Annotated in this window: 25 protein-coding genes; 18 read left to right on the plus strand and 7 right to left on the minus strand. The window is 45.7% G+C overall.

Going from position 1 to position 23,992, the window contains the following annotated elements:
* Positions 1 to 10: 10 nt before the first annotated feature.
* The 4 genes from BLR88_RS19275 to BLR88_RS01670 all read right to left on the minus strand — a co-directional run bounded on the left by BLR88_RS19275 (position 11) and on the right by BLR88_RS01670 (position 1,518).
* A complete protein-coding gene (locus BLR88_RS19275; RefSeq protein WP_057899709.1) occupies positions 11 to 316 on the minus strand; it encodes a YtpI family protein in 306 nt (101 codons plus the stop codon).
* Between the two features lie 110 nt (positions 317 to 426).
* A complete protein-coding gene (locus tag BLR88_RS01660) occupies positions 427 to 636 on the minus strand; it encodes a hypothetical protein (RefSeq protein ID WP_091259763.1) in 210 nt (69 codons plus the stop codon).
* Between the two features lie 58 nt (positions 637 to 694).
* Complete coding sequence (locus BLR88_RS01665; RefSeq protein ID WP_057899707.1) at positions 695 to 1,177, minus strand: hypothetical protein; 483 nt, start codon at positions 1,175 to 1,177, stop codon at positions 695 to 697.
* Entirely contained in the window at positions 1,174 to 1,518 is a 345-nt protein-coding gene (locus BLR88_RS01670) for a YtrH family sporulation protein (protein WP_236781898.1), read from the minus strand. The genes BLR88_RS01665 and BLR88_RS01670 overlap by 4 nt, the downstream gene beginning before the upstream one ends.
* Before the next feature lie 210 nt (positions 1,519 to 1,728).
* Here BLR88_RS01670 and BLR88_RS01675 point away from each other — a divergent pair, with 210 nt between their 5' ends.
* The 9 genes from BLR88_RS01675 (at position 1,729) to BLR88_RS01715 (ending at position 12,193) form a co-directional block, all read left to right on the plus strand.
* Positions 1,729 to 5,184, plus strand: coding sequence for a DNA polymerase III subunit alpha (locus BLR88_RS01675; protein ID WP_091259765.1), 3,456 nt, complete (start codon positions 1,729 to 1,731; stop codon positions 5,182 to 5,184).
* Positions 5,185 to 5,326: 142 nt separating this feature from the next.
* Entirely contained in the window at positions 5,327 to 6,559 is a 1,233-nt protein-coding gene (locus BLR88_RS01680; RefSeq protein ID WP_091259766.1) for an NAD(P)-dependent malic enzyme, read from the plus strand.
* A gap of 76 nt (positions 6,560 to 6,635) precedes the next feature.
* A complete protein-coding gene (locus tag BLR88_RS01685) occupies positions 6,636 to 7,307 on the plus strand; it encodes a FadR/GntR family transcriptional regulator (RefSeq protein ID WP_057899704.1) in 672 nt (223 codons plus the stop codon).
* 83 nt (positions 7,308 to 7,390) lie between these two features.
* On the plus strand, positions 7,391 to 7,573 hold the full coding sequence (locus tag BLR88_RS01690) for a hypothetical protein (RefSeq protein WP_057899703.1): 183 nt from the start codon (positions 7,391 to 7,393) through the stop codon (positions 7,571 to 7,573).
* A 27-nt stretch (positions 7,574 to 7,600) separates the two neighbouring features.
* Complete coding sequence (gene accD, locus BLR88_RS01695) at positions 7,601 to 8,485, plus strand: acetyl-CoA carboxylase, carboxyltransferase subunit beta (RefSeq protein ID WP_057899702.1); 885 nt, start codon at positions 7,601 to 7,603, stop codon at positions 8,483 to 8,485.
* Positions 8,485 to 9,453, plus strand: coding sequence for an acetyl-CoA carboxylase carboxyltransferase subunit alpha (locus tag BLR88_RS01700; RefSeq protein ID WP_057899701.1), 969 nt, complete (start codon positions 8,485 to 8,487; stop codon positions 9,451 to 9,453). Before accD ends, BLR88_RS01700 begins: the two co-directional genes overlap by 1 nt.
* A 98-nt stretch (positions 9,454 to 9,551) precedes the next feature.
* Positions 9,552 to 11,303 (plus strand): pyruvate kinase, encoded by a 1,752-nt coding sequence (gene pyk / locus BLR88_RS01705; RefSeq protein ID WP_091259768.1) that lies wholly within the window; start codon positions 9,552 to 9,554, stop codon positions 11,301 to 11,303.
* A 25-nt stretch (positions 11,304 to 11,328) separates the two neighbouring features.
* Positions 11,329 to 11,763, plus strand: a complete 435-nt coding sequence (locus tag BLR88_RS01710) for an acyl-CoA thioesterase (RefSeq protein ID WP_057899699.1) — start codon at positions 11,329 to 11,331, stop codon at positions 11,761 to 11,763.
* A 19-nt stretch (positions 11,764 to 11,782) separates the two neighbouring features.
* Complete coding sequence (locus tag BLR88_RS01715) at positions 11,783 to 12,193, plus strand: FxsA family protein (RefSeq protein ID WP_057899698.1); 411 nt, start codon at positions 11,783 to 11,785, stop codon at positions 12,191 to 12,193.
* Between the two features lie 197 nt (positions 12,194 to 12,390).
* Here the strand turns inward: BLR88_RS01715 and ytvI are convergent, their stop codons facing one another.
* On the minus strand, positions 12,391 to 13,524 hold the full coding sequence (gene ytvI / locus BLR88_RS01720; RefSeq protein ID WP_091259770.1) for a sporulation integral membrane protein YtvI: 1,134 nt from the start codon (positions 13,522 to 13,524) through the stop codon (positions 12,391 to 12,393).
* Between the two features lie 288 nt (positions 13,525 to 13,812).
* Here ytvI and citZ point away from each other — a divergent pair, with 288 nt between their 5' ends.
* The 3 genes from citZ (at position 13,813) to mdh (ending at position 17,408) form a co-directional block, all read left to right on the plus strand.
* Positions 13,813 to 14,922, plus strand: a complete 1,110-nt coding sequence (citZ, locus tag BLR88_RS01730; RefSeq protein ID WP_057899695.1) for a citrate synthase — start codon at positions 13,813 to 13,815, stop codon at positions 14,920 to 14,922.
* 140 nt (positions 14,923 to 15,062) lie between these two features.
* On the plus strand, positions 15,063 to 16,337 hold the full coding sequence (gene icd / locus BLR88_RS01735; RefSeq protein ID WP_091259842.1) for an NADP-dependent isocitrate dehydrogenase: 1,275 nt from the start codon (positions 15,063 to 15,065) through the stop codon (positions 16,335 to 16,337).
* A gap of 126 nt (positions 16,338 to 16,463) precedes the next feature.
* Positions 16,464 to 17,408 carry a malate dehydrogenase gene (gene mdh / locus BLR88_RS01740; protein WP_057899694.1) on the plus strand — a complete coding sequence of 315 codons (945 nt, stop codon included), beginning with the start codon at positions 16,464 to 16,466 and terminating at the stop codon, positions 17,406 to 17,408.
* A gap of 116 nt (positions 17,409 to 17,524) precedes the next feature.
* Here mdh and BLR88_RS01745 read toward each other — a convergent pair whose 3' ends face one another.
* A complete protein-coding gene (locus BLR88_RS01745; protein WP_254778196.1) occupies positions 17,525 to 18,307 on the minus strand; it encodes a hypothetical protein in 783 nt (260 codons plus the stop codon).
* A gap of 96 nt (positions 18,308 to 18,403) precedes the next feature.
* On the opposite strand from BLR88_RS01745, the gene BLR88_RS19280 reads away from it, so the two are divergent.
* The 5 genes from BLR88_RS19280 (at position 18,404) to pnpS (ending at position 22,010) form a co-directional block, all read left to right on the plus strand.
* Positions 18,404 to 18,550, plus strand: coding sequence for a hypothetical protein (locus BLR88_RS19280; RefSeq protein ID WP_175493533.1), 147 nt, complete (start codon positions 18,404 to 18,406; stop codon positions 18,548 to 18,550).
* A gap of 253 nt (positions 18,551 to 18,803) precedes the next feature.
* Positions 18,804 to 19,025 carry a hypothetical protein gene (locus BLR88_RS01750; RefSeq protein ID WP_091259774.1) on the plus strand — a complete coding sequence of 74 codons (222 nt, stop codon included), beginning with the start codon at positions 18,804 to 18,806 and terminating at the stop codon, positions 19,023 to 19,025.
* Positions 19,026 to 19,046: 21 nt separating this feature from the next.
* Positions 19,047 to 19,514, plus strand: coding sequence for a hypothetical protein (locus BLR88_RS01755; RefSeq protein ID WP_091259776.1), 468 nt, complete (start codon positions 19,047 to 19,049; stop codon positions 19,512 to 19,514).
* Positions 19,515 to 19,525: 11 nt separating this feature from the next.
* Positions 19,526 to 20,224: a response regulator transcription factor gene (locus BLR88_RS01760; protein WP_057899690.1), complete on the plus strand. Its 699-nt coding sequence runs from the start codon at positions 19,526 to 19,528 to the stop codon at positions 20,222 to 20,224.
* A gap of 1 nt (position 20,225) precedes the next feature.
* A complete protein-coding gene (gene pnpS, locus BLR88_RS01765) occupies positions 20,226 to 22,010 on the plus strand; it encodes a two-component system histidine kinase PnpS (protein ID WP_057899689.1) in 1,785 nt (594 codons plus the stop codon).
* On the opposite strand, the gene BLR88_RS01770 is transcribed toward pnpS, so the two are convergent.
* A complete protein-coding gene (locus BLR88_RS01770; RefSeq protein WP_057899688.1) occupies positions 22,007 to 22,891 on the minus strand; it encodes a DMT family transporter in 885 nt (294 codons plus the stop codon). The genes pnpS and BLR88_RS01770 overlap by 4 nt on opposite strands.
* 151 nt (positions 22,892 to 23,042) lie before the next feature.
* On the opposite strand from BLR88_RS01770, the gene BLR88_RS01775 reads away from it, so the two are divergent.
* On the plus strand, positions 23,043 to 23,873 hold the full coding sequence (locus tag BLR88_RS01775; protein WP_204244841.1) for a prohibitin family protein: 831 nt from the start codon (positions 23,043 to 23,045) through the stop codon (positions 23,871 to 23,873).
* Positions 23,874 to 23,992: the final 119 nt, after the last annotated feature.

Raw genomic sequence — 23,992 nt, forward strand, 5'->3', positions numbered from 1 at the left:
CGGCTCCGCTTTATCTTTTATTTTGTTGTTCTCTTTTGAGCTTCGTAAAGTATGTAAGATTACGGATTCCCATAATCAAGTTAACCGCGCCTATAAAAAGGAGAATAATACCAATAACCAAACGAATTGTATCCACATCGTCAAACATAAGCTGATTAGTACCGACACCGAGCAAGAATATGCCCATGCCGATATTCATGCGCGCCTGATAAATTCGAGCGATCACACCGGGTTGGCTGCGCCATGTAATCGCGTAGTAAATAGCAATGGTAGCTGATAAAATGATAACGATGGTAAAAATGGACGATAATGGCAATGATTGAACTCCCTTTCCTGCATTTTTCTTCAATTCATTTTTGCATTCATTTATCCAGTAATTATAAACAATGGCCGCTTTTCGGCAGGGAAAGCGGCCGTGCTTTCGCGTTATGAATGGGGGCGGGTCTCGTGTTCTGTACCGTCCGCGGGAATGAACCAGCAGCCCAAGGATGTTTTGTCGACATGAACATTTAGCTTCTCTTCCTTGATGTAGCGTTCCATCAGTTCCGTAATTTCTTGCGTTTCAGAGAACGCGGAGAACCCTTTTTTTAATTTTTCGACTTTAGCGCGCGCCATTTCTCTTCGACTAATAACCATTGTTCATTCCTCCTTTTTTTTATTTTACTAAAGTTTGCAAGCGGTGGCGATAGGAAGACTATCTTTTTTCTTCAACCCGGATATAAAAATGCAAGGAGGGCGAAATTACAAGTGTAGACAAGTGCAGTAAATATGTCCGTCCATCGATTGTGTATGTGCGTTCCGCAAGCATTATTCCGATCCCTTCATGAAAACTGGCGACATAATCCAGCGGCTTTCCTTTAAGAAAATATAAGTCCTTGAGCAGCTTTTTTTCCAGTTCTGTTCCCACGAACTCGTCTTGTGTTTGCAAATGAATTTCTATTTTTTCTACCACTTTTTTTTCTTTTTGAATCAAGTTTTTTCTTATTTCTTGATACTCTATTAGTTGTTCTACATATTGAATATTTTCATTTTCTAGTTTACGGGCTTTTAAATGGAGCCTGTCCATTTCGTCTCCTACCATGAGAAGAAGCGCGCACATTCCTGCAATCACCCCGAGAAGAAAAAGAAGAACAAACCGGAGGGAGCGCCGAAAAGCGGAAGCAGAAGGCACCCTCATGAAGGCTCACCACGGATGAGCCATTGGATCATGCGTGTGCCTGTATCCGCACCAATAAACGCGCTGATGATAAAAATAATTTGTTTAATAACAGGAGACATGTTGCCGTCGAGAATGACGCGCTCGATTTGCATAAATGAATCAAAGGTGCCACCAAGTGCGCCGACCATTCCCCATATTTTTAATTTGACCGCGAGCGTTTCCATTTCATGAAACGGAGGCTGCCGGGTTAGAAAAGCTGCCAATCCCCCCAGAATAGCACCTCCTAGGACAATGCCGAAGGCGACAAAAAAGTACATCACCATATGGCTAACTAAATAGCCGAACAACGATTTGTTCACAGGAGATTTACTCCTTTCTATAATAAAATAGATTTGTTTTCATGCTTTGATGAACCGTGAAAATATCCTGATATATCAATCTGTATGGGAGACAGGCTGCAAATAGAAGGGGAATATTTGTTCTTATATTGCTTTGAGTATTATATGTTAAGGTTTATAATAATTGCAGGAGAAAACGGGAGATTCCCGAAGGCGAAGAGGGTGAGAAACATGAAAACGGCATCTTTTGTTCATTTGCATGTGCACAGTGAATATAGTTTGCTTGAAAGCGCGGCGCGCATTTGGCCGCTGGTGCACCGGGCGAAAGAGTTGGGGATGGAAGCGCTGGCAGTTACGGATTCCTCAGCGATGTACGGGGCTATCCCTTTTTATAAGGCGTGCAAAGCGGAAGGAATTAAGCCGATTCTTGGGACACAGCTTCAAATTAAAGATGAGACGAAAGAAGATGGACAGGTACATGGCCAGAAAGGATTTTCGTTGATTTTGCTTGCGGAGACGCTGGAAGGCTATCGTAACATTATGCGGCTGTTATCCCGCGCACATGCGGAAGGTGTGTATCACCCGGTGCTGGCAAAAGAAGCCTTGCACGGATGCACAGAAGGTATCATTGCACTGAGCGGGGCGCAGGATGGAGAAATTGGTTCGTTGTTGAGAGCAGGGAAAATGGATAAAGCGAAGGAAGTGGCTGAGGAATACAGGGCACTGTTTGGTTCAGAACATTTCTTCCTTGAGATTCAGGATCATCTTCTGGAAGAGCAAAGGCTTGTAAATCAGCGCACAGTCGATTTGAGCAGAGCTACCGGGATTCCGCTTGTAGCTACCAACAATGTACGTTATTTACGCGAAGAGGACGCTGACATTTTGGATATATTGCTTTGCATAGGCGAAGGGAAAAAGATAGATGATACAGAGCGGACATACCAGACAAAGGAGTATTATTTAAAGAGCGCGGAAGAAATGAGCGAGCGTTTTATCTTTCTGCCAGAGGCGATTGAAAATACGGTCCGCATTGCTCGGCGTTGCCAGGTGGAGCTTCCGCTGGGTGAGACGATTTTGCCCCGTTTTCCTCTTCCAGACGGCCAAACCGCAGAAGAGTATTTGCAGAAAGTATGTGAAGACGGACTTCGTTTACGCTATGGTAACGATGCGAACGAAGAGGTTCGTGAACGGTTGGCTTACGAACTTAGTGTAATTAACCGCATGGGATTTGCCGACTATTTTTTGATTGTATGGGATTTTATCCGCTACGCGCGTGAACGAGGGATCGCGGTCGGGCCAGGCCGGGGATCGGCGGCGGGCAGTTTAGTCGCGTACGTGCTACAAATTACGAATATTGATCCGGTAAAATACAATCTCTTATTCGAACGTTTTTTAAATCCTGAGCGTATTAGTATGCCGGATATCGATGTGGATTTCAGCTACGAGCGCCGTGATGAAGTCATAAATTATGTAGTAAAAAAATACGGGGCTGATCGCGTAGCACAGATTATTACGTTTGGAACGATGGCGGCGCGTGCGGCTGTGAGGGATGTAGGGCGCGCGCTCGATATACCGCTGCGGGATGTAGATCGAATCGCGAAATTGATACCGGCTGAACCCGGCATTACACTGGATCGCGCGCTGAAAAGAAGCAAGGCTTTGTGTCAGGCGGTAACGAATAATCCGCAGACGAAGAAGCTGATCGAGCTTGCGCGTGCTGTGGAAGGGCTGCCACGGCACGTTTCCACTCATGCGGCCGGTGTGGTCATTTCGCGCGACCCTTTGACTGAGCACGTGCCGCTACAGCAGGGGCATGACGGGCATGCGTTGACACAGTATACGATGGAAGCGCTTGAAGATGTAGGGCTTCTAAAAATGGATTTTCTTGGATTGAAAAATTTAACGTTGCTTGAACAGGCCATTCGCCTTATCAAAGAGCAAGAAGGGATTAGCATTGATTTGGCGGCCATTCCTCTTGATGATACGCGTACGTACCGAATGCTTGCAGAAGCAGATACAGCAGGCGTCTTTCAACTGGAATCGGGGGGCATGCGTCGTGTGCTCAGGGAAGTAAAGCCGTCCAAGTTTGAGGATATCGTTGCTGTTTTAGCCCTGTTTCGTCCGGGGCCGATGGAGTTTATTTCGGATTTTGTAGCGGCCAAGCATGGCAGGCGGGAAGTGACCTATTTGCATCCTGTACTGGAACCGATCTTAAAGGAAACGTACGGCTTTATTCTTTATCAGGAACAAATTATGCAAATCGCTTCCAAGGTGGCTGGGTTTACGCTTGGCGAGGCCGATATTTTGCGCCGCGCGGTGTCAAAGAAAAAGCGTGAGTTATTGCAAGAGCAAAGGAAAAAGTTTGTCGATGGCGCGTTGAAACAAGGATACGATGATAAACTTGCCAACCAGCTGTATGACATGATTGTTCGTTTCGCTGATTATGGATTTAATCGGAGTCATAGCGCTGCGTATGCAATGATTGCGTACCATATGGCGTATATAAAAGCTAATCATCCAGTCGCATTTTTTGCGGCGTTGTTGACAATGGCGCAGGGAAATATGGACAAAGTAGCTGAGTATGTAGACGAATGCAAGAAGCGCTCCATTCCTGTGCTAGGGCCAGACGTTAACCGCAGCGAAACAGATTTTACAGTAGAAGACGGAAGCATTCGTTTTGGGCTTGGAGCAATTAAAAACGTCGGAGTGCAGGCGATTCGACGAATTCTAGAGGAGCGAGCCAAGCGCCCGTTTGTGGATTTGGCCGATTTCTGCATGCGCGTTGATCAGAGGGTGTGCAACCGACGTGTGCTGGAAGCGCTCATTAAAAGCGGAGCGATGGACAGCTTTCCCGGACATCGGGCGGCTTTGCTGGCCGCGCTGGACAGGGTGATTGAATGGGCGCAGCGCGCGCGGCGCAAGGAAGAAGAACAGATTGGCTTTTTAGTAAAACCGGAACAACATAATGAAGAGGTGCTAATGGTTCCGGACGTTTCGATTAATACCCCGGAATTTGGTTATGAAGAGAAGCTTTTGCAGGAAAAGGAATTGCTTGGCTTGTATATATCAGGCCATCCTCTGGATGAGTACCGCGAGGTGTGCGAGCACTTTTCGTTTCTCCCGCTTCACCGGCTTAAGGAAAAGCGGGAAAAGCAGCCGGTGCGTCTTGCTGGTATGGTATGCGCCGTACGCAACATTACTACACGCCACGGACAACCGATGGCATTTGTACAGCTGGAAGATCAGACCTCGCGTGTAGAAATGGTTGTATTTCCGGGCGTTTACCATCATGCCATGCCGTTACTTCAGAGAGGAAAGTTGTTGGCGGTTGAAGGGAAAGCTAACAGACAAGGGGATGAAGTGAAATGTATCGCTGAACGGATTAAAGAGCTGACGGAAATCGCTTATACATTTACTCACAGTGATATACCTAGGGAAGCGTTTGAATCTCCACCTATGGTATTCATTAAAATCGAAGAGGCTGTGGAGAGCGATGTGGTCAAACTGCAAAATTTACAGCAGATTTTGCGCGCGGAGCGGGGGATGAGTCCGGTTATTCTCTATTACGCAGGAAAACGGCATTCTGTGCAATTGACGGAAGAATATAATATAACTCCTAAAAGTGATACTATTAGAAAAATTGAGAAAATAATTGGGGAAGGAATGGTTATTATTAAAAAACGGTAAATTTACGGTAAAAAACCCCTAGAAGCAGGTTCGATCAGGTTTACAGATTACTCTCTTTTGGTATAATGAGAGAATAATAAACGGAGTGGTCAGACCACTTTGATGAAATTCGGGGTTGAAGAGAGAAGGAGTTGTTAAAAAGGTGCCAAACATGCGTGAAGCAGCACTGAAGCTGCATAGAGAGAATCGAGGAAAAATTCGGGTGGAATCGAAAGTTTCGCTAAAGAGCACAGAAGATTTGAGTCTGGCTTATTCACCCGGAGTAGCTGAGCCGTGCAAGGATATTTTTGATAATCGTCAGAAAGTATATGAGTATACCGTGAAAGGAAATATGGTTGCTGTCGTTTCCGATGGTTCGGCGGTACTTGGTCTCGGAAACATCGGACCTGAAGGAGCGCTTCCGGTTATGGAAGGCAAAGCGGTTCTCTTCAAATCTTTTGCAGGTGTAGACGCGTTTCCAATTTGTTTGAACACGCAGGATCCGGAAGAAATTATCAAAACCGTAAAGTACCTGGAACCGACGTTTGGCGGCATTAATTTAGAAGATATCGCCGCTCCGAACTGCTTTATTATTGAAGAGCGGTTAAAGCAGGAATTGTCCATTCCCGTATTCCATGACGACCAGCATGGAACGGCGATTGTTACAGCAGCCGGGCTTTTGAACGCGCTCAAAATCGTCGGTAAAAAAATGGAGGATATTTCCGTTGTTGCAAATGGTGCGGGCGCAGCTGGTATCGCCATTATTAAGCTGCTTCTATTCATGGGTGTCAAAGAAGTCATTATGTGTGACTCGAAGGGTGCGATTTATGAAGGGCGTCCGTTTGGCATGAATCCGATCAAGGAAGAGATCGCGCGCATTACAAACCAGCGCAAAGTGGAAGGTACATTGGCCGATGTGCTGAAAGGAGCGGATGTGTTTATCGGCGTATCCGTCGCAGGATCGCTTACGCCAGAGATGGTACGGTCGATGAACGATAACCCGATTATTTTTGCAATGGCTAATCCGGTACCTGAGATTATGCCAGATTTAGCAAAAGAAGCGGGGGCTGCGGTAGTTGGCACAGGACGTTCGGATTTTCCGAATCAAGTGAACAATGTGCTTGCATTTCCGGGAATTTTTCGCGGAGCGTTGGAAGTTATGGCTACCGATATTAACGAAGAGATGAAGCTGGCCGCCGTACGTGCGATTGCAGACCTAATTAGAGATGAAGAACTGAAACCGGACTACATTATTCCTTCTCCGTTTGACCCTAGGGTGGCACCGCATGTAGCTGCCGAGGTTGCGAAAGCAGCGATGGATACCGGTGTAGCCAGAAAGGAGATCGACCCTGAACAAATCAAAGGACAGATGCTTTCCGCAGTACAAATACTATAAAAAAGCTGTTGATGATGATAAGGAGGAGCAATCCTCCTTTTTTGGCAATTAAAAATCAGCAAACAGGGTGAGTGCCGTGTCAAGTTTGCCCGAGCAGCGCAAAGTGTATCAGGAAATTCTTCTGGAAATAAATAAGATTATTAAAGAGGACGGATTAAAGCCGGGAGACAAGCTTCCTTCTGAGCGGGAACTGTCGGATCGGCTTCAGGTGGGACGTTCCTCGGTGCGAGAAGCGCTGCGGGCGCTCGAGCTCCTAGGATTGATTACGACCCGCCGTGGGGAAGGAACGTTTCTCCAACATTACCGACATAATCAGCTTATTAATGTTATGGGCGCATATATTTTAAAAGACTTTAAAACGAGAAGAGACGTAGTCGAAATGAGAAAAATACTGGAGCTTGATGCGGTTCGCTTGGCATGCAGCCGAGCCGGTGAAAAGCATTTCTCCGAGATGGAACGCATTATTTTGCAAGGTGAAGAAAAAATTAGGGAAGGCAAAGTGCCGACGGAGGAGGATTATTTGTTCCATAGGGCGATTTGCCGTGCGAGTCGTAATTCTGTATTACATCGGATATGGGTACCGTTGGTTGAGTATAGTAAGTCGGTGCGCGAACGTTCTCTTGCGCGTGAAGGAAGAGCAGAAGAAGGATTTAAGGAACACAGGGCGATTTTGGAAGCTATTCGAGCCGGTGACGAAGAAGAAGCTGTGCTCCGTATGGCGAACCATCTCGAAAACAGTATCTTATAGCCTTGAACGTACGTAAAGAACAATAAAGCAAAAGGTTTAGAATGGAACCAGATAACATATATTTGTTTAAGGAGGAAGACGGGATGTGGACGGTCATCTACATCGCCCCGAGCGCAAAAATCGCGGAAAAAATCCAAGACAAGCTAACAGCCGAAGGGTTCCTTGTGAAAATACGCCAATCCGGTGTCTCCAAGCAGTATGAAATTCTCGTTCCTGCGGGTGAGGTGGAAGAAGCGCAGGAAGTCTTGAGTACGATTCTTCATTGATACCTTAAGAGAGGTGTACTATTTTTTATGTTAAAAGATATTTTCTATAAAAAACGTCGGTACGCAACTGTACGTACGGGACAGGCCCAGGATCGGGGGGAGGAAAAAGCTGAAGTCAAGGAAGTGCCCGAAGGTCTGATGATTAAATGCGACAAGTGCGGTACAATTGCGTACGCCAAAGAACTTGAAAAAAATTTAAAAGTTTGCCAGGGTTGCGGCTATCATTTTCCAATGACAGCATTCGAGCGGATCGCGATGCTGTTGGATGAAGGGTATTTTTTCGAGTATGATAGCGAACTGCTCTCGACTGATCCGCTGAACTTTCCGGATTACTTATCGAAGCTAAAAAAGGATATGGAGACATCCGGCCTTTCTGAAGCGGTTGTAACGGGAGAAGGTACGATCAAAGGCTATCCGGTAGTTATCGCTGTTATGGATCCGCGCTTTCGCATGGGAAGCATGGGCTCGGTTGTTGGCGAAAAAATCACCCGTGCGGCTGAACAAGCGCTCGAGAAACGGTACCCATTCATTTTGTTTTCTGCTTCCGGCGGCGCGCGTATGCAAGAAGGCGTGCTCAGCCTGATGCAGATGGCAAAAACAAGCGCCGCTCTTGCTAGGCTGAACGAAGCGGGCGTTTTGTACATTTCCGTGATGACGAATCCGACTACTGGAGGGGTGTCGGCCAGCTTCGCTTCGTTAGGTGATTACAACTTTGCGGAGCCGGGGGCGTTGATCGGTTTTGCGGGGCGGCGCATTATTGAACAGACCATTCGCCAGGAGCTTCCGGAAGATTTTCAAACCGCGGAGTTTCTTCTAAAAAAAGGTCAGCTTGATAAAGTCATTCCCCGTCAAGAACTGCGTCATACGCTTGCTAAAATTCTTGATATGCATACGGTAAGGAGGGGAAGCTAATGGCTGGAGAATTATCATTTGAAAAGCCGCTCCTAGAATTAAACAGAAAAATTGAGGAATTGCGCAGATTTACGGAAGAAAAGGATATAGATTTTACGGATGAAATTGTAAAATTAGAAGCGAGGGCGAAAGCGCTGGCCCAGGAGATATACGGAAATTTGACGCCGTGGCAGCGCGTGCAGTTGGCTCGTCATCCGGAGCGTCCGACCACACTTGATTTTATCAATGCGTTATTTACTGATTTTATCGAACTGCATGGCGACCGTTTGTACGGGGATGATGCTGCCATCGTCGCCGGTATCGCTAAATTTAACGAGCAGCCTGTCACAGTAATAGGGCATCAGAAAGGAAAGGACACCAAAGAAAACATTGCGCGCAATTTCGGAATGCCGCACCCGGAAGGCTATCGCAAGGCGTTGCGTCTCATGCAGCAGGCGGACAAGTTCAACCGGCCGATTATTTGCTTTATTAACACGCCGGGCGCTTATCCGGGTAAAGCAGCGGAGGAACGTGGTCAAAGCGAAGCGATTGCACGTAATCTCCGCGAGATGGCCTCGTTTGGGGTACCAATTATTTGCATTGTGACCGGCGAGGGCGGAAGTGGTGGCGCATTGGCGCTTGGCATTGGTAACCGTTTATTAATGCTTGAGAACGCCTTTTACTCCGTCATTTCTCCGGAAGGGGCGGCGGCGCTTCTGTGGAAGGATGCATCCCAGGCACAACGCGCGGCTGAGTCGCTGAAAATTACGGCGCAAGACTTGTTTGAATTAGGAGTGGTGGACGAAATCGTGCCGGAGCCTATCGGTGGCGCGCACCGTAATTTTGCGGAAACAGTAACCGGCTTGCGTTCTGTGTTGCTCAAACATCTTGATGCGTTAAAAACCATGAGCCGAGAGGAACTGGTTGTTGATCGTTATCACAAATATAAAGCAATAGGACGGTATGCAGCCTTCACGGAATCTGTATAATATCTCATTCTTGATAGTTTGACATTCGTATTGTGGTGAGAGGATACATAAAGAATGTCGAACTATCAAATCAAATGTACATAGGAGGTCCGTAAACGATGCGAAAAACGAAGATTGTATGCACGATTGGCCCTGCAAGCGAATCGATTGAGACGTTGAAAGCATTGATGGAAGCAGGAATGAACGTTGCCCGCCTCAACTTTTCTCACGGCACGCACGAAGAGCACGGTGCGCGGATTGCCGCGGTTCGTAAGGCGGCATCTGAAGTGGGAAAAAACGTGGCGATTTTGCTTGATACGAAAGGACCGGAGATTCGTACAGGTGTGTTGGAGAGCCCGTCCGTTGAACTAATAGAAGGTGAAACGGTTGTACTGACGACGGAAGAGATCAAAGGAAATGAAAAGCGTGTATCCGTTACATATGCGGGACTTCCAAACGACGTGCATCCGGGATGCACGATTCTTATTGATGACGGCTTGATCGAGTTGACTGTCGAGAAAGTAGAGGGCACGGAGATATATTGTCGGATTCGTAACGGCGGGACGCTAAAAGATAGAAAAGGGGTCAATGTTCCCGGTGTGCAAATCAGGTTGCCGGGCATTACAGAAAAGGATGCTAAGGATATCGAGTTTGGTATTGAACAAGGCATTGATATTATCGCTGCTTCATTTGTCCGCAAGCCTGAAGATGTGTTGGAGATTCGCGAAATTTTGGAACGTCATAATGCGGATATTCAAATCATTTCAAAGATCGAAAATCATGAGGGAGTTAAAAACGCGGTCGACATTCTTGCTGTTTCAGACGGCTTGATGGTTGCTCGCGGAGATTTAGGAGTAGAAATTCCTGCGGAGGAAGTGCCGCTTGTACAAAAAGAATTAATTCGCCGTTGCAACGAGGCAGGCAAACCGGTGATCACGGCAACGCAGATGCTGGATTCGATGCAGCGTAATCCACGTCCGACACGCGCTGAAGCGAGCGATGTGGCGAACGCGATTTTCGACGGTTCAGACGCGATTATGCTTTCCGGTGAGACAGCAGCTGGTAAATATCCGATTGAAGCTGTGAAAACAATGAACCGAATCGCGGAACGAACAGAAGCTGCGCTTGCGTATCGCGAAATTTTGCACACACATTCGAGTGCGAAGCAGATGCACATTCCGGATGCACTAAGCCAGGCGGTAGCGAACGTGGCATTTGATTTGGATGCAGCCGCCATTATTACCGCAACAGAGAGCGGACACACGGCGCGAATGGTTTCGAAATTTCGTCCGAAAGCGCCGATTATCGCAGTTACTCCACATGAGCACGTATGCCGCAAGCTGGCGCTTGTGTGGGGCGTGATTCCGCTTTACAGCGAACCGACGGAAAGCACGGATGAAATGCTGGATATTTCCGTACGTACAGCTGTTCGTTCAGGTATTGTGAAGCGCGGTGATCTTGTCGTCATCACAGCGGGTGTACCGGTGCGTGAGTCGGGTACGACAAATCTTTTGAAAGTGCATATTGTCGGCGATGTTGTGGCCCGAGGTCAAGGCATTGGCCACAACACTGCCACAGGTAAGGTGTTGAAGGTAAAGAGCGGTGTCGAAATTCCGCCGGTTGGTGAGAAAGGGTACATCGTGGTAGCAAAAGGAACAGACCGCGATATGATGCCAGTTATTGAGAAGGCAGCTGCGCTGATCGTGGAAGAAGGAGGGCTTACTTCGCACGCTGCAGTGGTAGGGCTTAATCTTGGCATTCCAGTTGTTGTTGGCGTAGCGGATGCGATGAATTTGTTTTCGGATGGCGATGAAGTAACAGTGGACGCAGCAAGCGGTCGCATATATGCCGGATTTTCACAGATTTTGTAAAATGGGAGAAACGGTGGAGTGAAAGATGGTGACAGAAGGAAAAGAGAAGTGGTTTGAGACGACGCTCAGGGTTCGCTATCAGGAGACGGATCAGATGCAGGTTGTTTATCACGCCAATTATCTTGTATGGTTTGAAGTTGGGAGAACGGAAATGATCCGGCAGATGGGCTTCACTTATCGGCGGTTTGAAGATATGGGATTTATGCTTCCACTTTCAGAGGCACACGTAAAATATAAACGTTCGGCCCGTTATGATGATGAAATTCTTATCAGAACGAGGGTGATTCGTTGTGAAGGCGTTCGCCTTTTGCTTGGATATGAAGCGTTGAGGCTACCGGATCGCGAGCTTCTAGCCTCAGGTGAGACACATCATATCTGGACGACGACCGATTTAAAGCCGGTGCGTCTGGAGAGACATGCGCCGGAAGTGTACCGCTTGATGAAGCAATACGAATGGTAAAAGGAAGGGGGAAGAAGACATGCTGCGCGTATTTATAGCGATATTGCTGATCGTGCCTGTGCTTGAAATTTGGTTGCTAGCGGCCGTCGGAAAAGGTATTGGCTGGCTTCCGACGCTTTTGCTTTGCATTCTGACAGGGGTGATAGGAGCGTGGCTCGCCAAGCGCCAAGGATTGCAAATTTTTCAGTTGGCGCAGGTACAGTTCAGCCGGGGTGAGTTGCCGGGTGAAGCGATTTTGGACGGCATTTGTGTGTTCGCCGGCGGCCTTCTTCTCCTGACCCCCGGATTTTTTACCGATATTGCTGGATTTTTGCTTTTGATTCCATATACGAGAGGAATCGCCAAATTGTTCATGAAGAGATGGCTGTATAAAAAAATTCAGTCCGGCAACACTCAAATATTTATATGGAACCGATTCAACCGATTTTAAGATAGTCGATAGTACGCCCTTTTTTTCGTACTCTTTAACATTCTGCTCGGCGAATGGTTTTGCTGCATAATGTTAATACATACAAAGAAGAGCGCATTACGCCGTAACGCTGCCGGTTAGCTTCTTTTCCAGCATAAGGCAATCCTGTCCTTCTTTCGAGGACAGGATTGCCTTTTCTGTTTTGTGTACGCCTTTTTTTACAGTTCTGGCGGTTTTCCTTTTATATATTTCCACGTATCGCGGAAGATACCCGCGTTGCGCAGTGCGTTAATAATCACCAGCAGCACGGGGCCGAGAATAAGGCCAAGGAATCCGAATAGTTTCAGTCCGACGAAGAGCGCGATGAGCGTAAACAACGGATCAAGACCAACATTCGTAGCGACGATTTTAGGTTCCATAATTTGCCTTTGTATGATTACGATTGCGTACAGAATAGCAAGTCCGATAGCAAGACGGAGATCTCCTGCGAAGGCGGCGTATGCAATCCACGGTACGAATACTGCCCCTGTTCCCAGATACGGCATTAAATCGACCAAACCGGTAAGAAGACCAATGGATACAGCATACGGAACGCCGAGAATGAGCAACCCAACGATCACAATCATAGAGGTAATGGAAACAAGTGTAAGTTGCGCTTTCACGAAACCAAAGAGCGCTTTTTGCAAATCAGTCAATATTCGTGCGCCTTTGTTCGTGAACTCGACGGGAACCATGCTTTTTGCTTTGCTTATCATTTTATGGTAGTCCTTACTTATAAAAAAGGCAGATAGAATCGAAATAACGAATACAGTCGCCATATTGGGAATGGAGCTTAGAAAATTACTGATGCCGGTAAGAATTGTTTTCGTCATATTTGTTCCGGCCTGGGCAATCTTGGTCAGAGCCTTTCCTGCATTTTCCTGTATTTTTTGCTGGTATCCCTCATCAAGACTGCTGTACAGGCTGACAAAGCGCTCATACAGACTTGATTGCAAACTGCGCGATATGAAATTTTTAGCATAATTGGAAAGTTGATCGATGTATATCGGCAGCATTTCGAGCAATTTTCCGATTTCAATGACAACTTGTGCGACAAGTATAGTAATGATGCCAACCAGAACGGCGATCACTATCGTAAGCATGACAGTTACGGCAAGCCAGCGTGGCCAGCGTGCCCGCTTCTCCAGCATATCTACCGGACGGTTGATTGCATATGCAATGATAAAACCGATGATGAAAGGATATAATAAAGGAGCAAAAAAGATTGTGAGTCTGTACGTGGCGTACAGGATACCCATCACAAGTAAGAAACGGAGCACCTGAAACATTCGATGGTAAATAAGAGGATTCATTCCGACCTCCTTATACATAGCCAGACTAATGATTAGCACTTTCACAAATTTCTATTTTAGGTTATGATAATTGTGAACAAAAAAGCAAGCTTTCTGCTTGTTGTGGAAGATTTCACATTTTTTTTAGGAAACATTCACAAACCCGCTGAAATATTCTATAATTATTCTGAAACTAAAGACGTATCTTCTCTCTTTTTTTATGCCTACAGAGTTTTCCGGGAAAAGAGAGAGGATATTTCTGAGGGCGTCCGACAGATAAAATTATAGGGATAAAGGAGAGATAATACTATGTCAGCAAAAGGATTAGAAGGAATTGTAGCAGCCCAGTCTTCCATTAGTTCCATTATTGACGGGGTGCTTACATATGCAGGTATCAATATTGATGAACTTGCCGAAAACGCTTCATTTGAAGAAGTTGTGTACTTATTGTGGCATGGTCGCCTTCCGAAGGCTAATGAACTTAGCCAGCTGAAAAAAGACTTGGCTGAAAATGCTGCGATTCCTGAAGATGTAATCACGCTGTTAAAAACTATCCCTGAAGGAAATCATCCGATGGCTGTTCTGCGCACAGCGATTTCCGCTCTGGCTCTGTATGATCCGGAAGCTCAAGATATGTCTCGGGAAGCAAATCTACGCAAAGCAACTCGCCTGCAGGCGAAAGTAGCAACCGTCGTTGCGGCTTACCACCGTATCCGTCAGGGGAAAGAAGTAGTGGCTCCGCACGCGGAATTTGGCTACGCGCAAAATTTTCTATACATGCTGAACGGAGAAGAGCCGGATCAAATCGCGATCGATGCGCTTGATACGGCACTTGTCCTGCATGCTGACCATGAGCTGAATGCATCCACGTTTGCTGCTCGTGTTACAGTAGCTACTCTGTCTGATATTTATTCCGGAATTACATCTGCAATCGGCGCTTTGAAAGGACCGCTACACGGAGGAGCGAACGAAGCGGTAATGGCCATGCTTGAAGAAATTAAAGACCCGGGCAATGCGGAAAGCTATATTCGTAATAAACTTGCTAATAAGGAAAAAATCATGGGATTTGGTCATCGCGTATACAAAGATGGTGACCCGCGCGCGAAGCATCTGCGTAAAATGTCTGAAAAGCTAACAAAGCTTACAGGTCAGCCGCAGTGGTATGAGATGTCCGTGAAAATTGATGAATTGGTAACGGCTGAAAAAGGATTAAAGCCGAATGTAGACTTTTATTCCGCATCTGTATATCACAGCTTAGGTATTCCGCGTGATCTGTTCACGCCGATTTTCGCGATCAGCCGTATGTCTGGATGGACAGCCCATATCTTAGAGCAATATGAGAACAACCGCCTCATTCGTCCGCGCGCCGAATATGTTGGACCGGTAAACGCGCATTACGTTCCACTTGAGGAACGCTAAAACATAAATAAAGTTTAGGTGAGGGGTTACCGTAAGGCAGGCCCCTCTCCTGCTTTTGCCATAATTGTGTTGTAGGGAAACCTCACGCGCTTAATACATATTTAGGAGGGGTAAAGGTGTCCATTTTTGAAAAATATGAAATGCCTACACACGGAGAGAAAATCACGGTAGACAGCACAGGCAAGTTGAATGTTCCAGACAATCCGATCATTCCTTTTATTGAAGGAGATGGCACGGGTCCGGACATCTGGAACGCGGCGGTTCGCGTTCTTGACGCAGCAGTAGAGAAAGCATACAAAGGCCAGAAGAAAATTGCGTGGTACGAAGTATACGCGGGGGAAAAAGCGTTCAACAAATACGGCGAATGGCTTCCAAATGACACATTGAAGGCTATCAACGAATATCTTGTCGCTATCAAAGGCCCGCTGACAACGCCGGTTGGCGGAGGTATCCGTTCTATTAACGTAGCGCTGCGCCAGGAATTGGACTTATATGCGTGCGTGCGGCCGGTGCAGTATTTCAAAGGCGTACCTTCTCCTGTAAAACACCCTGAACTGACAAACATGGTTATTTTCCGCGAGAATACGGAAGATATTTACGCTGGTATCGAATGGAGCGCGGACAGCGAAGAAGTGAAAAAAGTGATCGCGTTTCTGCAAAACGAAATGGGCGTTAAGAAAATCCGCTTCCCGGAAACGTCCGGAATCGGTGTAAAACCTGTTTCCCAAGAAGGGACAAGCCGCCTTGTGCGCGCCGCTATTCAATATGCGATTGACAACAATCGCAGGAGCGTAACATTGGTGCATAAAGGCAATATCATGAAGTTTACTGAAGGCGCGTTTAAAAACTGGGGATACGAGGTGGCGGAAAAAGAATTCGGCGACAAAGTATTCACTTGGGCGCAATACGACCGTATTGCCGCAGAATTGGGTAAAGATGCGGCAAACAAAGCGCAGGAAGAAGCGGAAGAAGCAGGGAAAATTATTGTAAAAGATTCTATCGCTGACGCGTTCCTACAACAAATCTTGACTCGTCCTGCCGAGTACGATGTGGTAGCTACGTTGAACTTGAACGGTGATTACATTTCAGATGCGTTGGCTGCTCAGGTTGGTGGCATTGGTATTGCGCCGGGCGCAAACATTAACTATGTAACCGGTCGTGCAATTTTTGAGGCAACTCATGGCACTGCTCCGAAGTATGCAGGACTTGATAAAGTAAATCCGTCTTCTGTTATTCTATCCGGTGAAATGATGCTCCGTCATTTGGGCTGGACAGAGGCAGCCGACTTGGTTATCAGCGCGATTGAAAAAACAATCTCTTCCAAGCAAGTAACATACGATTTCGCTCGTCTCATGGAAGGTGCAACTGAGCTGAAATGCTCTGAATTTGGCGATGCACTAATTAAGAACATGTAATTTAAAACTTGCTTTTTATGGGGCAACGCATACACATCGTGTATATGTTTCCCCTTCCTTATGTGTTCTACATGCTTATGCATGTGAAACATTCTATAAATTGCATTCAATCAGGAGGAGACCGTTATGTCTTTCACTCGTAAGAAAATCGCTGTTATCGGTTCTGGATTCACTGGAGCAACTACCGCATTCATGCTGGCTCAAAAAGAACTCGGAGACGTCGTACTTGTTGACATTCCGCAAATGGAAAATCCGACAAAAGGTAAGGCATTGGACATGGCCGAAGCAGGCCCGGTTCAAGGATTTGATGCTCGCATTACAGGTACTTCCAACTATGAAGAAATCAAAGATGCTGATCTTGTGATCGTAACGGCAGGTATTGCGCGTAAGCCTGGCATGAGCCGCGATGACCTTGTCAATACAAACGCAGGCATTATGAAATCCGTGGGCGAGCAAATTAAGAAATATGCGCCGAACAGCACAATTATTGTATTGTCTAACCCGGTAGATGCGATGACGTACACGATTTACAAAACGACTGGTTTTCCGAAAAACCGCGTAATCGGCCAGTCCGGTGTGCTTGATACAGCACGTTTCCGTACATTCGTAGCGATGGAACTGAATATCTCCGTTAAAGACGTAACAGGTTTTGTGCTTGGCGGCCATGGCGATACAATGGTGCCGCTTGTACGTTATTCCTATGCTGGTGGTATCCCGCTTGAAACATTGATTCCAAAAGATCGCCTGGATGCTATTGTTGATCGTACACGCAATGGCGGCGCGGAAATTGTAAACCTCCTGGGTAATGGTTCCGCTTACTATGCTCCGGCTGCTTCTCTGGTAGAAATGGCTGAAGCCATCCTGAAAGATCAGAAGCGTATTTTGCCTGCTATCGCTTATTTGGAAGGTGAATATGGCTACAACGATCTGTACCTTGGTGTACCGACATTGCTCGGCAAAGACGGTATCGAAAAAGTATACGAACTTGAACTTACTGCAGAAGAAAAAGCGGCGCTCGACAAATCCGCTGATGCCGTTCGCAACGTCATAGGTGTATTGAAATTTGACTAATTTGATCCATGTGATTTTCGATAAGAGTCCGGTGCGTATCCGGGCTCTTTTTTTGAGGCGACGAATAAGAAAAGAGAGCCATCAATAAAAGGTGTAGCTCTCTGATATCCTTGTAGCTATTGATTTGTTGCAAGGATTCCCAATTTCGACTCCAATAAACGCTTATTGTGAAGTACGCTGTTATCTTCCGGTCTATATTTGCGAGCTTCTTCATTATGTTCGTAAGCTTTTTGATAATCGCCTAAATAATAATGACAAATACATAGTTGCAGGTGGGGATACCAGGTATGATAGGCAGGGTAGCTAAAGCTCCATTGATCGGAATCGATCGTTAACCGCGTGGCAAATTCAAACCAAGCGGCCGCTGTTTTGTAGTCTTTTTTACGGAGAAAATGATATCCGATCCGGCAAATGGCTTCCGCTTTCGGTTTTGCATACTGAAAACTTTTTAATAATGAGGTGAGTTCATTTGGAAAATCTCCTAAACTGCGGTAGCAATCCGCCATAAAAATGCAAGCATATATCTTGTCTTCGATCCATCCTTCTTCCAATGCGAGGTTATTTTGATAACTTTCAATCGCCTTTTCACCGATTGTAATGCCAGGCAAGAGTGTAGCATTATTGCCTATTTTTGCTCCGCGCTTGATCATTGGCCCTTTATGCGGGTAATTTCCCATTCCCATATACTTATCATTTGATGAGGAACAGCATGGGCCAATGAATACCTCATCTTCGATGATCATGTTTGCCGTAATATAGCTACCCGTTTGAATCGTTACTCTTTTGCCAATCGCAGTAGCTGGTTCAACAATCACGTTGCGTCCGATAATACTGGATTCTTCGACGACTATATCTTCTCGGATACTGCTTAAATCCCCGATCAGAACATCTTCGTGCAAAACAACGCCATAATAGATCTCTTTAGCCCCCTAGAGAAGTTGGACACTAAGGGTGTATTTTGATTACACTTATAGTGACAGAGGGGGAAGACATCAATGACAAGAAGAAAGTATTCGATTGATTTCAAAAAACAAGTGGTGAAAGAAGCGAAAGAGAAGAAAAGGGGACATGCCCTGTGCGAAAAACAGCGGCAGATGGCTTGTTATTCCCTTTTTTCAGGCTATAGGCAGGGCCCATCGTAGCCTTTCCTCTCTCCTTTTCTTACCCTCTTGCTACCATACACATGTCGAAACATTAAGCCAGATGTATATAAATTCCCTGCTAAATGACAGGGATTACCACATAAATGAAATAGCTAAAAAGCAAGAGACATCGTTTGTCATACGTCAACAATTGCTAAGTAGTCGTCGTATTTCACTCTTTTCACCTCTCACATGGATTTTCTGTTCAACTTATTGCAGGATATGATTTTCATATTTATAAAGTTTATAAAGAATGAAAAAACAGGTGTTTGGAAAAGCCTCTTCAAGTGATTGTGAACTTCAAAAGCGGATTCAGGATTTGGAGAAAGAGCGCGCCTTGCGTGAAGAACAACTGCGGCTGGCCTGCCATTCGCCTTCTTCCAGGTTTCAGGCAGAAAAAGTGTGCTGCGTTCAAATGGTTATGCCGGATGAGGAGAAAGCTCTTCTTGCTTCTTATTTTTTCGATAAGGTATGATAACTTTGGAGGGATATAGTTATGCCAAACAAAAGATTGATTTTGGCTATTTTTGTGGTCGTATTGTTGGTACTTGGTGGGTGTGCAACCAGCCAGGAAGATCTGGCTTATTATCAGAGTCAATTTTTAAAAAAGTCAGATGCTGCTTTTGAAGCTTTGGACAACTCCGGAAAAGTGCTGGAAGATGTACGGAATGAGGCGTCCAAAGGTATGAAGCGGACAAAAGTCATGAATGCGGTTGATCAGGGTCGCACAACCCTTCAATCCATGCATGATGACTTGTTTAACTCGCCTGTTCCGAAGGAAATGGAGCTGGCTAAAGAAACGCTATTAAAGGGAATTAACAAAAAGATAGAAGCGCATAGCGAATTATTTACGTTTTATGATTTGCAGGACAAGCAATTCGAACAAAAAGCGGAGCAGTTGTTAAAAGAGTCAAATGATTTGATTCAGCAGGCGAAAGCTGAAATCCAAAAATTTAAGAAATAAGGGTGCTAAGAGTGAAGAAAATACTTGTAGTAGATGATGAACAATCAATTGTAACATTGTTAGAATTTAACCTTCAAAAAGCAGGTTTTGCAGTAATAAAAGCCGGAGACGGTCCGACAGCGGTAAAAATGGCGGAAGCAGAAAATCCTGACTTAATTATTCTCGATATTATGCTGCCGGGGATGGATGGCATGGAAGTGTGTAAAACGCTAAGGATGGAAAAAATGAATACGCCGATTTTGATGTTGACTGCCAAAGATGAAGAATTTGATAAAATTCTTGGTCTTGAACTCGGCGCGGATGATTATATGACCAAGCCATTCAGCCCGCGCGAAGTCGTTGCGCGCGTAAAAGCGATTTTACGTCGCAGTGGACATCAGGAGCAGGAAAGCGGGGCAGGGCAGCAAGAGCAAACGATTACGATTGGAAAGCTGGTGATTTATCCAGAGAAGTACGAAGTTTTCTTTGACGGCAAACGTCTGGAGTTAACACCGAAAGAATTTGAGCTCTTGCAGTATATGGCCAGTCATCCGGGGCGTGTTATGACGAGGGATCAATTATTGAACGCCGTTTGGAATTATGACTTTGTTGGCGATTCGCGGATTGTTGATGTGCACATCAGCCATCTGCGGGAAAAAATTGAAGAAGATACAAGACAGCCGAAATATATCAAAACGGTGCGCGGCCTTGGTTATAAACTAGAGGGATAGCATGCAGAAATTCCGAATTCGCCTTAACTTTGTTTTTCTTATAATTATTGGTGCTCTTTTGCTTATCCTTGGCATTTATTTTGCGAAAATGTTGCAGTCTCTGTACATTGACGTGTTGGAAGAACGTCTTGCGACAGAAGCGCGTATTATCGCTGATGATGTGCAGTATGCTGGTTTGATGACCAGAACTGATCTCTTGCAACAACGCATGAAGCGGTTTGCTGATGATATTGGAGCACGCATTACAGTGCTTGATCGGCAGGGAGATGTATTGGCTGATACGGAGCATGATCCGGCAACGCTGCCGAACCATGCCAATCGGCCAGAAGTTCGCAAAGCGCTGGAAACAGGTGTGGGACAGGCTGTAAGGTATAGCGCGACGCTTCATTATGATATGATGTATGTCGCTGTGCCGCTGAAACAAGGGCAGGATATTAAAGGAATTGTACGCGCGTCTATTAAAGTGACACGTGTACAGGAAACCGTGAAAAAACTGTGGATGAGTCTCGGCGGTGTGCTTGTGTTCACGCTTTTGCTGTTTGGTTTCATCAGCACGCGCATTACGAAAAGCATTACCCAACCGATTGAAGAAATCACCCGGGTGGCTCGATGTATTACGCGCAAGGAGTTTAAAAACCGTATTCGCACGAACGCCAAAGGGGAGATTGGGCAGCTGGCCCAGGCGATTAATTTCATGGCGGTCAGCCTTGAGCAACAGATGTCAGCTATTCGGGAGAATGAGAAACGGCTGGAGAGTATTCTGAACAATATGTTCAGCGGAATGATGTTGATTAGTGATACGCGCCGCATTGCGATGATGAACACGGCTGCGGAGCAATTGCTGGGCTATAACGCGAAAGATTTTCTTGGCCATATCCATACCGAAGTCGGTAAGAATTCAGGCTTAAGCCAACTGATTGACCGTTGCCTGGAAACCGGAGAGAAAATACGTGAAGAAATTCATGTTTACTATCCTGAGGAGCATATTATTGACGTCAATCTGGGAGCGTATACGAATGAAGAAGGCGAAATCAAGGGAGTGATTGTGCTTCTGCACGATATTACCGCAATCCGCCGTTTGGAAAAAATGCGGAGCGAATTCGTTGCCAATGTCTCTCACGAATTAAAAACGCCGATTACTTCCATTAAGGGATTCACTGAAACGCTTTTGGATGGTGCGTTGGAAGATCCGGATATCAGCCGCTCTTTTCTTACGATTATTAATGAGGAAAGCGATCGTCTTAATCGCCTGATTACCGATATTCTTGATTTATCGAAAATCGAACAGAAAAAAATGCTATTGAAAATAGAAGAACTTAACTTTAGTAAGTTAATTAAAGAAACCGTACGAATTGTGCGGGAAGAAGCACGTGCCAAAAACATCGCCATTTATCTTCCTACGGAAGAAAACATTACACTGGAAGCGGATCGTGACCGCCTCCAGCAAATTGTTCTGAATTTGGTAAGCAATGCCATTACCTATACACCTGAAAACGGGGAGGTAACCATTACATTGTGTGAGCGTGAAGACAAAAGCGTGGAAATGATCGTTGCTGATACCGGGATCGGCATTCCGCCCGAACATCTCCCGCGCATTTTCGAGCGTTTTTACCGTGTGGACAAAGCACGCTCACGCGAATCCGGAGGCACCGGACTTGGACTTGCCATTGTTAAACATCTGGTAGAATCGCATCATGGCACGATTCATGTGGAAAGCCAAGAAGGGAAAGGGACGACATTTACAGTTATTCTTCCAAAATATCAGCCGCCAAAATTTTTAGGCTAGCGGGCTGTGGGCTGATTGTAACGCATAAACAAATAGATGCCACTAATAATCACAGCTGTTCCGATAAGTTGGGCGGCTGTTATTTTTTCGCCAAGAATAAAATAAGCGAGAATAGCGGCCCCGATCGGTTCCCCGAGAATAGCTACGGAGATGGTATTTACGCTTAACCACTTAATCGCCCAATTAAAAACCGTATGTCCAAGCAAAGTCGGAAAAACGGCAAGCCCGATAAAAACAAGCCAATCTTTTCCTGGATAAGGATACAAAGCGAAGCCGAGTGATAAATCGTATGCCAGTAATACAGAAGTGCTAATTGTATATACGACAAACGTATACATCATAAGGGAGAGGCGTTTACGAACGCTTTGTCCGAATAGCCAGTATCCCGTGACAGTTGCCGCGCCGAGAAGAGCGAGAATGTCACCGAGCAGCGCCGTGCCGCCGATGCGGAAATCGCTCCAGCCGATATATACGCTTCCGGCTACAGCCAGCAGACAGCCGATTATTCCCTCTAAGGAGACGCGTTCTTTAAAAAAGAAATAAGCCCCTACAAATGAAAACAGCGGCTGTAGGGTCACAAGCACGACCGAACTGGCCACTGACGTGTAGTTTAGCGATTCAAACCAGAGAATAAAGTGAAGCGCAAGAAATACCCCAGCTATCGCAGAGAAAACCCAATCGCGGGCGCATATGTTCTTTATTTCATGGGCATGCTTCCATAACACGAATGGAAGCATAAAAAGCACGGTAAATAACAGCCTATATGTGGCGATAACGCCCGCAGGCGCATCCGTAAGTTTTACGAAGATGGCGGAAGTGGAAACCGCGATGGTTGCGATGACAAGAGCTAGATAAGGTGAAAAAATCGGTTGTTTGTTCATAGCATCTCCTATTTATACATATTATGAATTTATTATAGATTCCTTATTTATGGTAAAGAAAATGATTATTTTTGACAATATTGAAAAAAGAAACTTTGAGGCTAGGCGAACCGTATTACATAATGAGAAAAAGATACGAGGAGGAAGCAGCGTGAGCGAAAAAAAAGTTGTACAAATGGGAAGTGAAAACTTTAAAGTGGGAAAAATTCTAAAATTTCTTATCCCTGTTATTATTCTTGTTATTTTAGCGTTTGAATCGTTTACGGTCGTTCCGCCTGGACACAGGGGAATTGTTGTGCAATTGGGCGCTGTGCAACCGAAAGTATTTGATGAAGGGCTTCATTTCAAAGTTCCGTTTATTCAGGAAGTAATGCCGATAGAAGTTCGTGTACAGAAAGCAGAAAGCAAAGCGTCTGCCGCTTCAAAGGATTTGCAGGTTGTGACAACGCAGATGGCGGTAAACTTTCACATTGATCCAGCGTCCGTTAACAAATTGTATCAAAATGTTGGTATAGATTATAAAGCGAGAATCGTTGATCCGGCCATCGGAGAGGCACTCAAAGCGGTCGCGGCCCGCTATACGGCCGAACAGCTTATTTCCAAGCGTTCGGAAGTTAGCCAGCAGGTAAAGGAGTTGCTTGCTAAAAAGCTAAGCACATATCATATGGCACTTGACGAAGTAAATATTACTGAATTTAAATTTAGCGATGAGTATAATCGCGCGATTGAGCAGAAACAAATCGCGGAACAGCAAGCACTGAAGGCGAAATTGGATCTTGAACGGGTGAAGATTGAGAAAGAGCAAACCATTACCAAGGCGCAGGCGAACGCCGAAGCACTTCGCCTACAGAAGGAAAACGTAACGCCTGAACTCGTAAAATTGCGCGAAATCGAGGCACAAATTCAAGCGATTGAGAAGTGGGACGGTAAGCTGCCAAGCACTACCGGTGGAGCCATTCCGTTCCTGAATGTTCAAAAGTAAAAATCCATGTTACAGGTAGTCTGGCGCTGTCCTTTTTATGGACAGCGTTTTGTTTTGTCTTCAAACTCTATGGTATGATGGAAGCGTATATGCTTATTTCGCTAAAGAATAGGGCGTGG

The sequence above is a fragment of the Aneurinibacillus thermoaerophilus genome (genome assembly GCF_900099925.1).
In the GTDB taxonomy this organism is placed as follows: domain Bacteria; phylum Bacillota; class Bacilli; order Aneurinibacillales; family Aneurinibacillaceae; genus Aneurinibacillus; species Aneurinibacillus thermoaerophilus.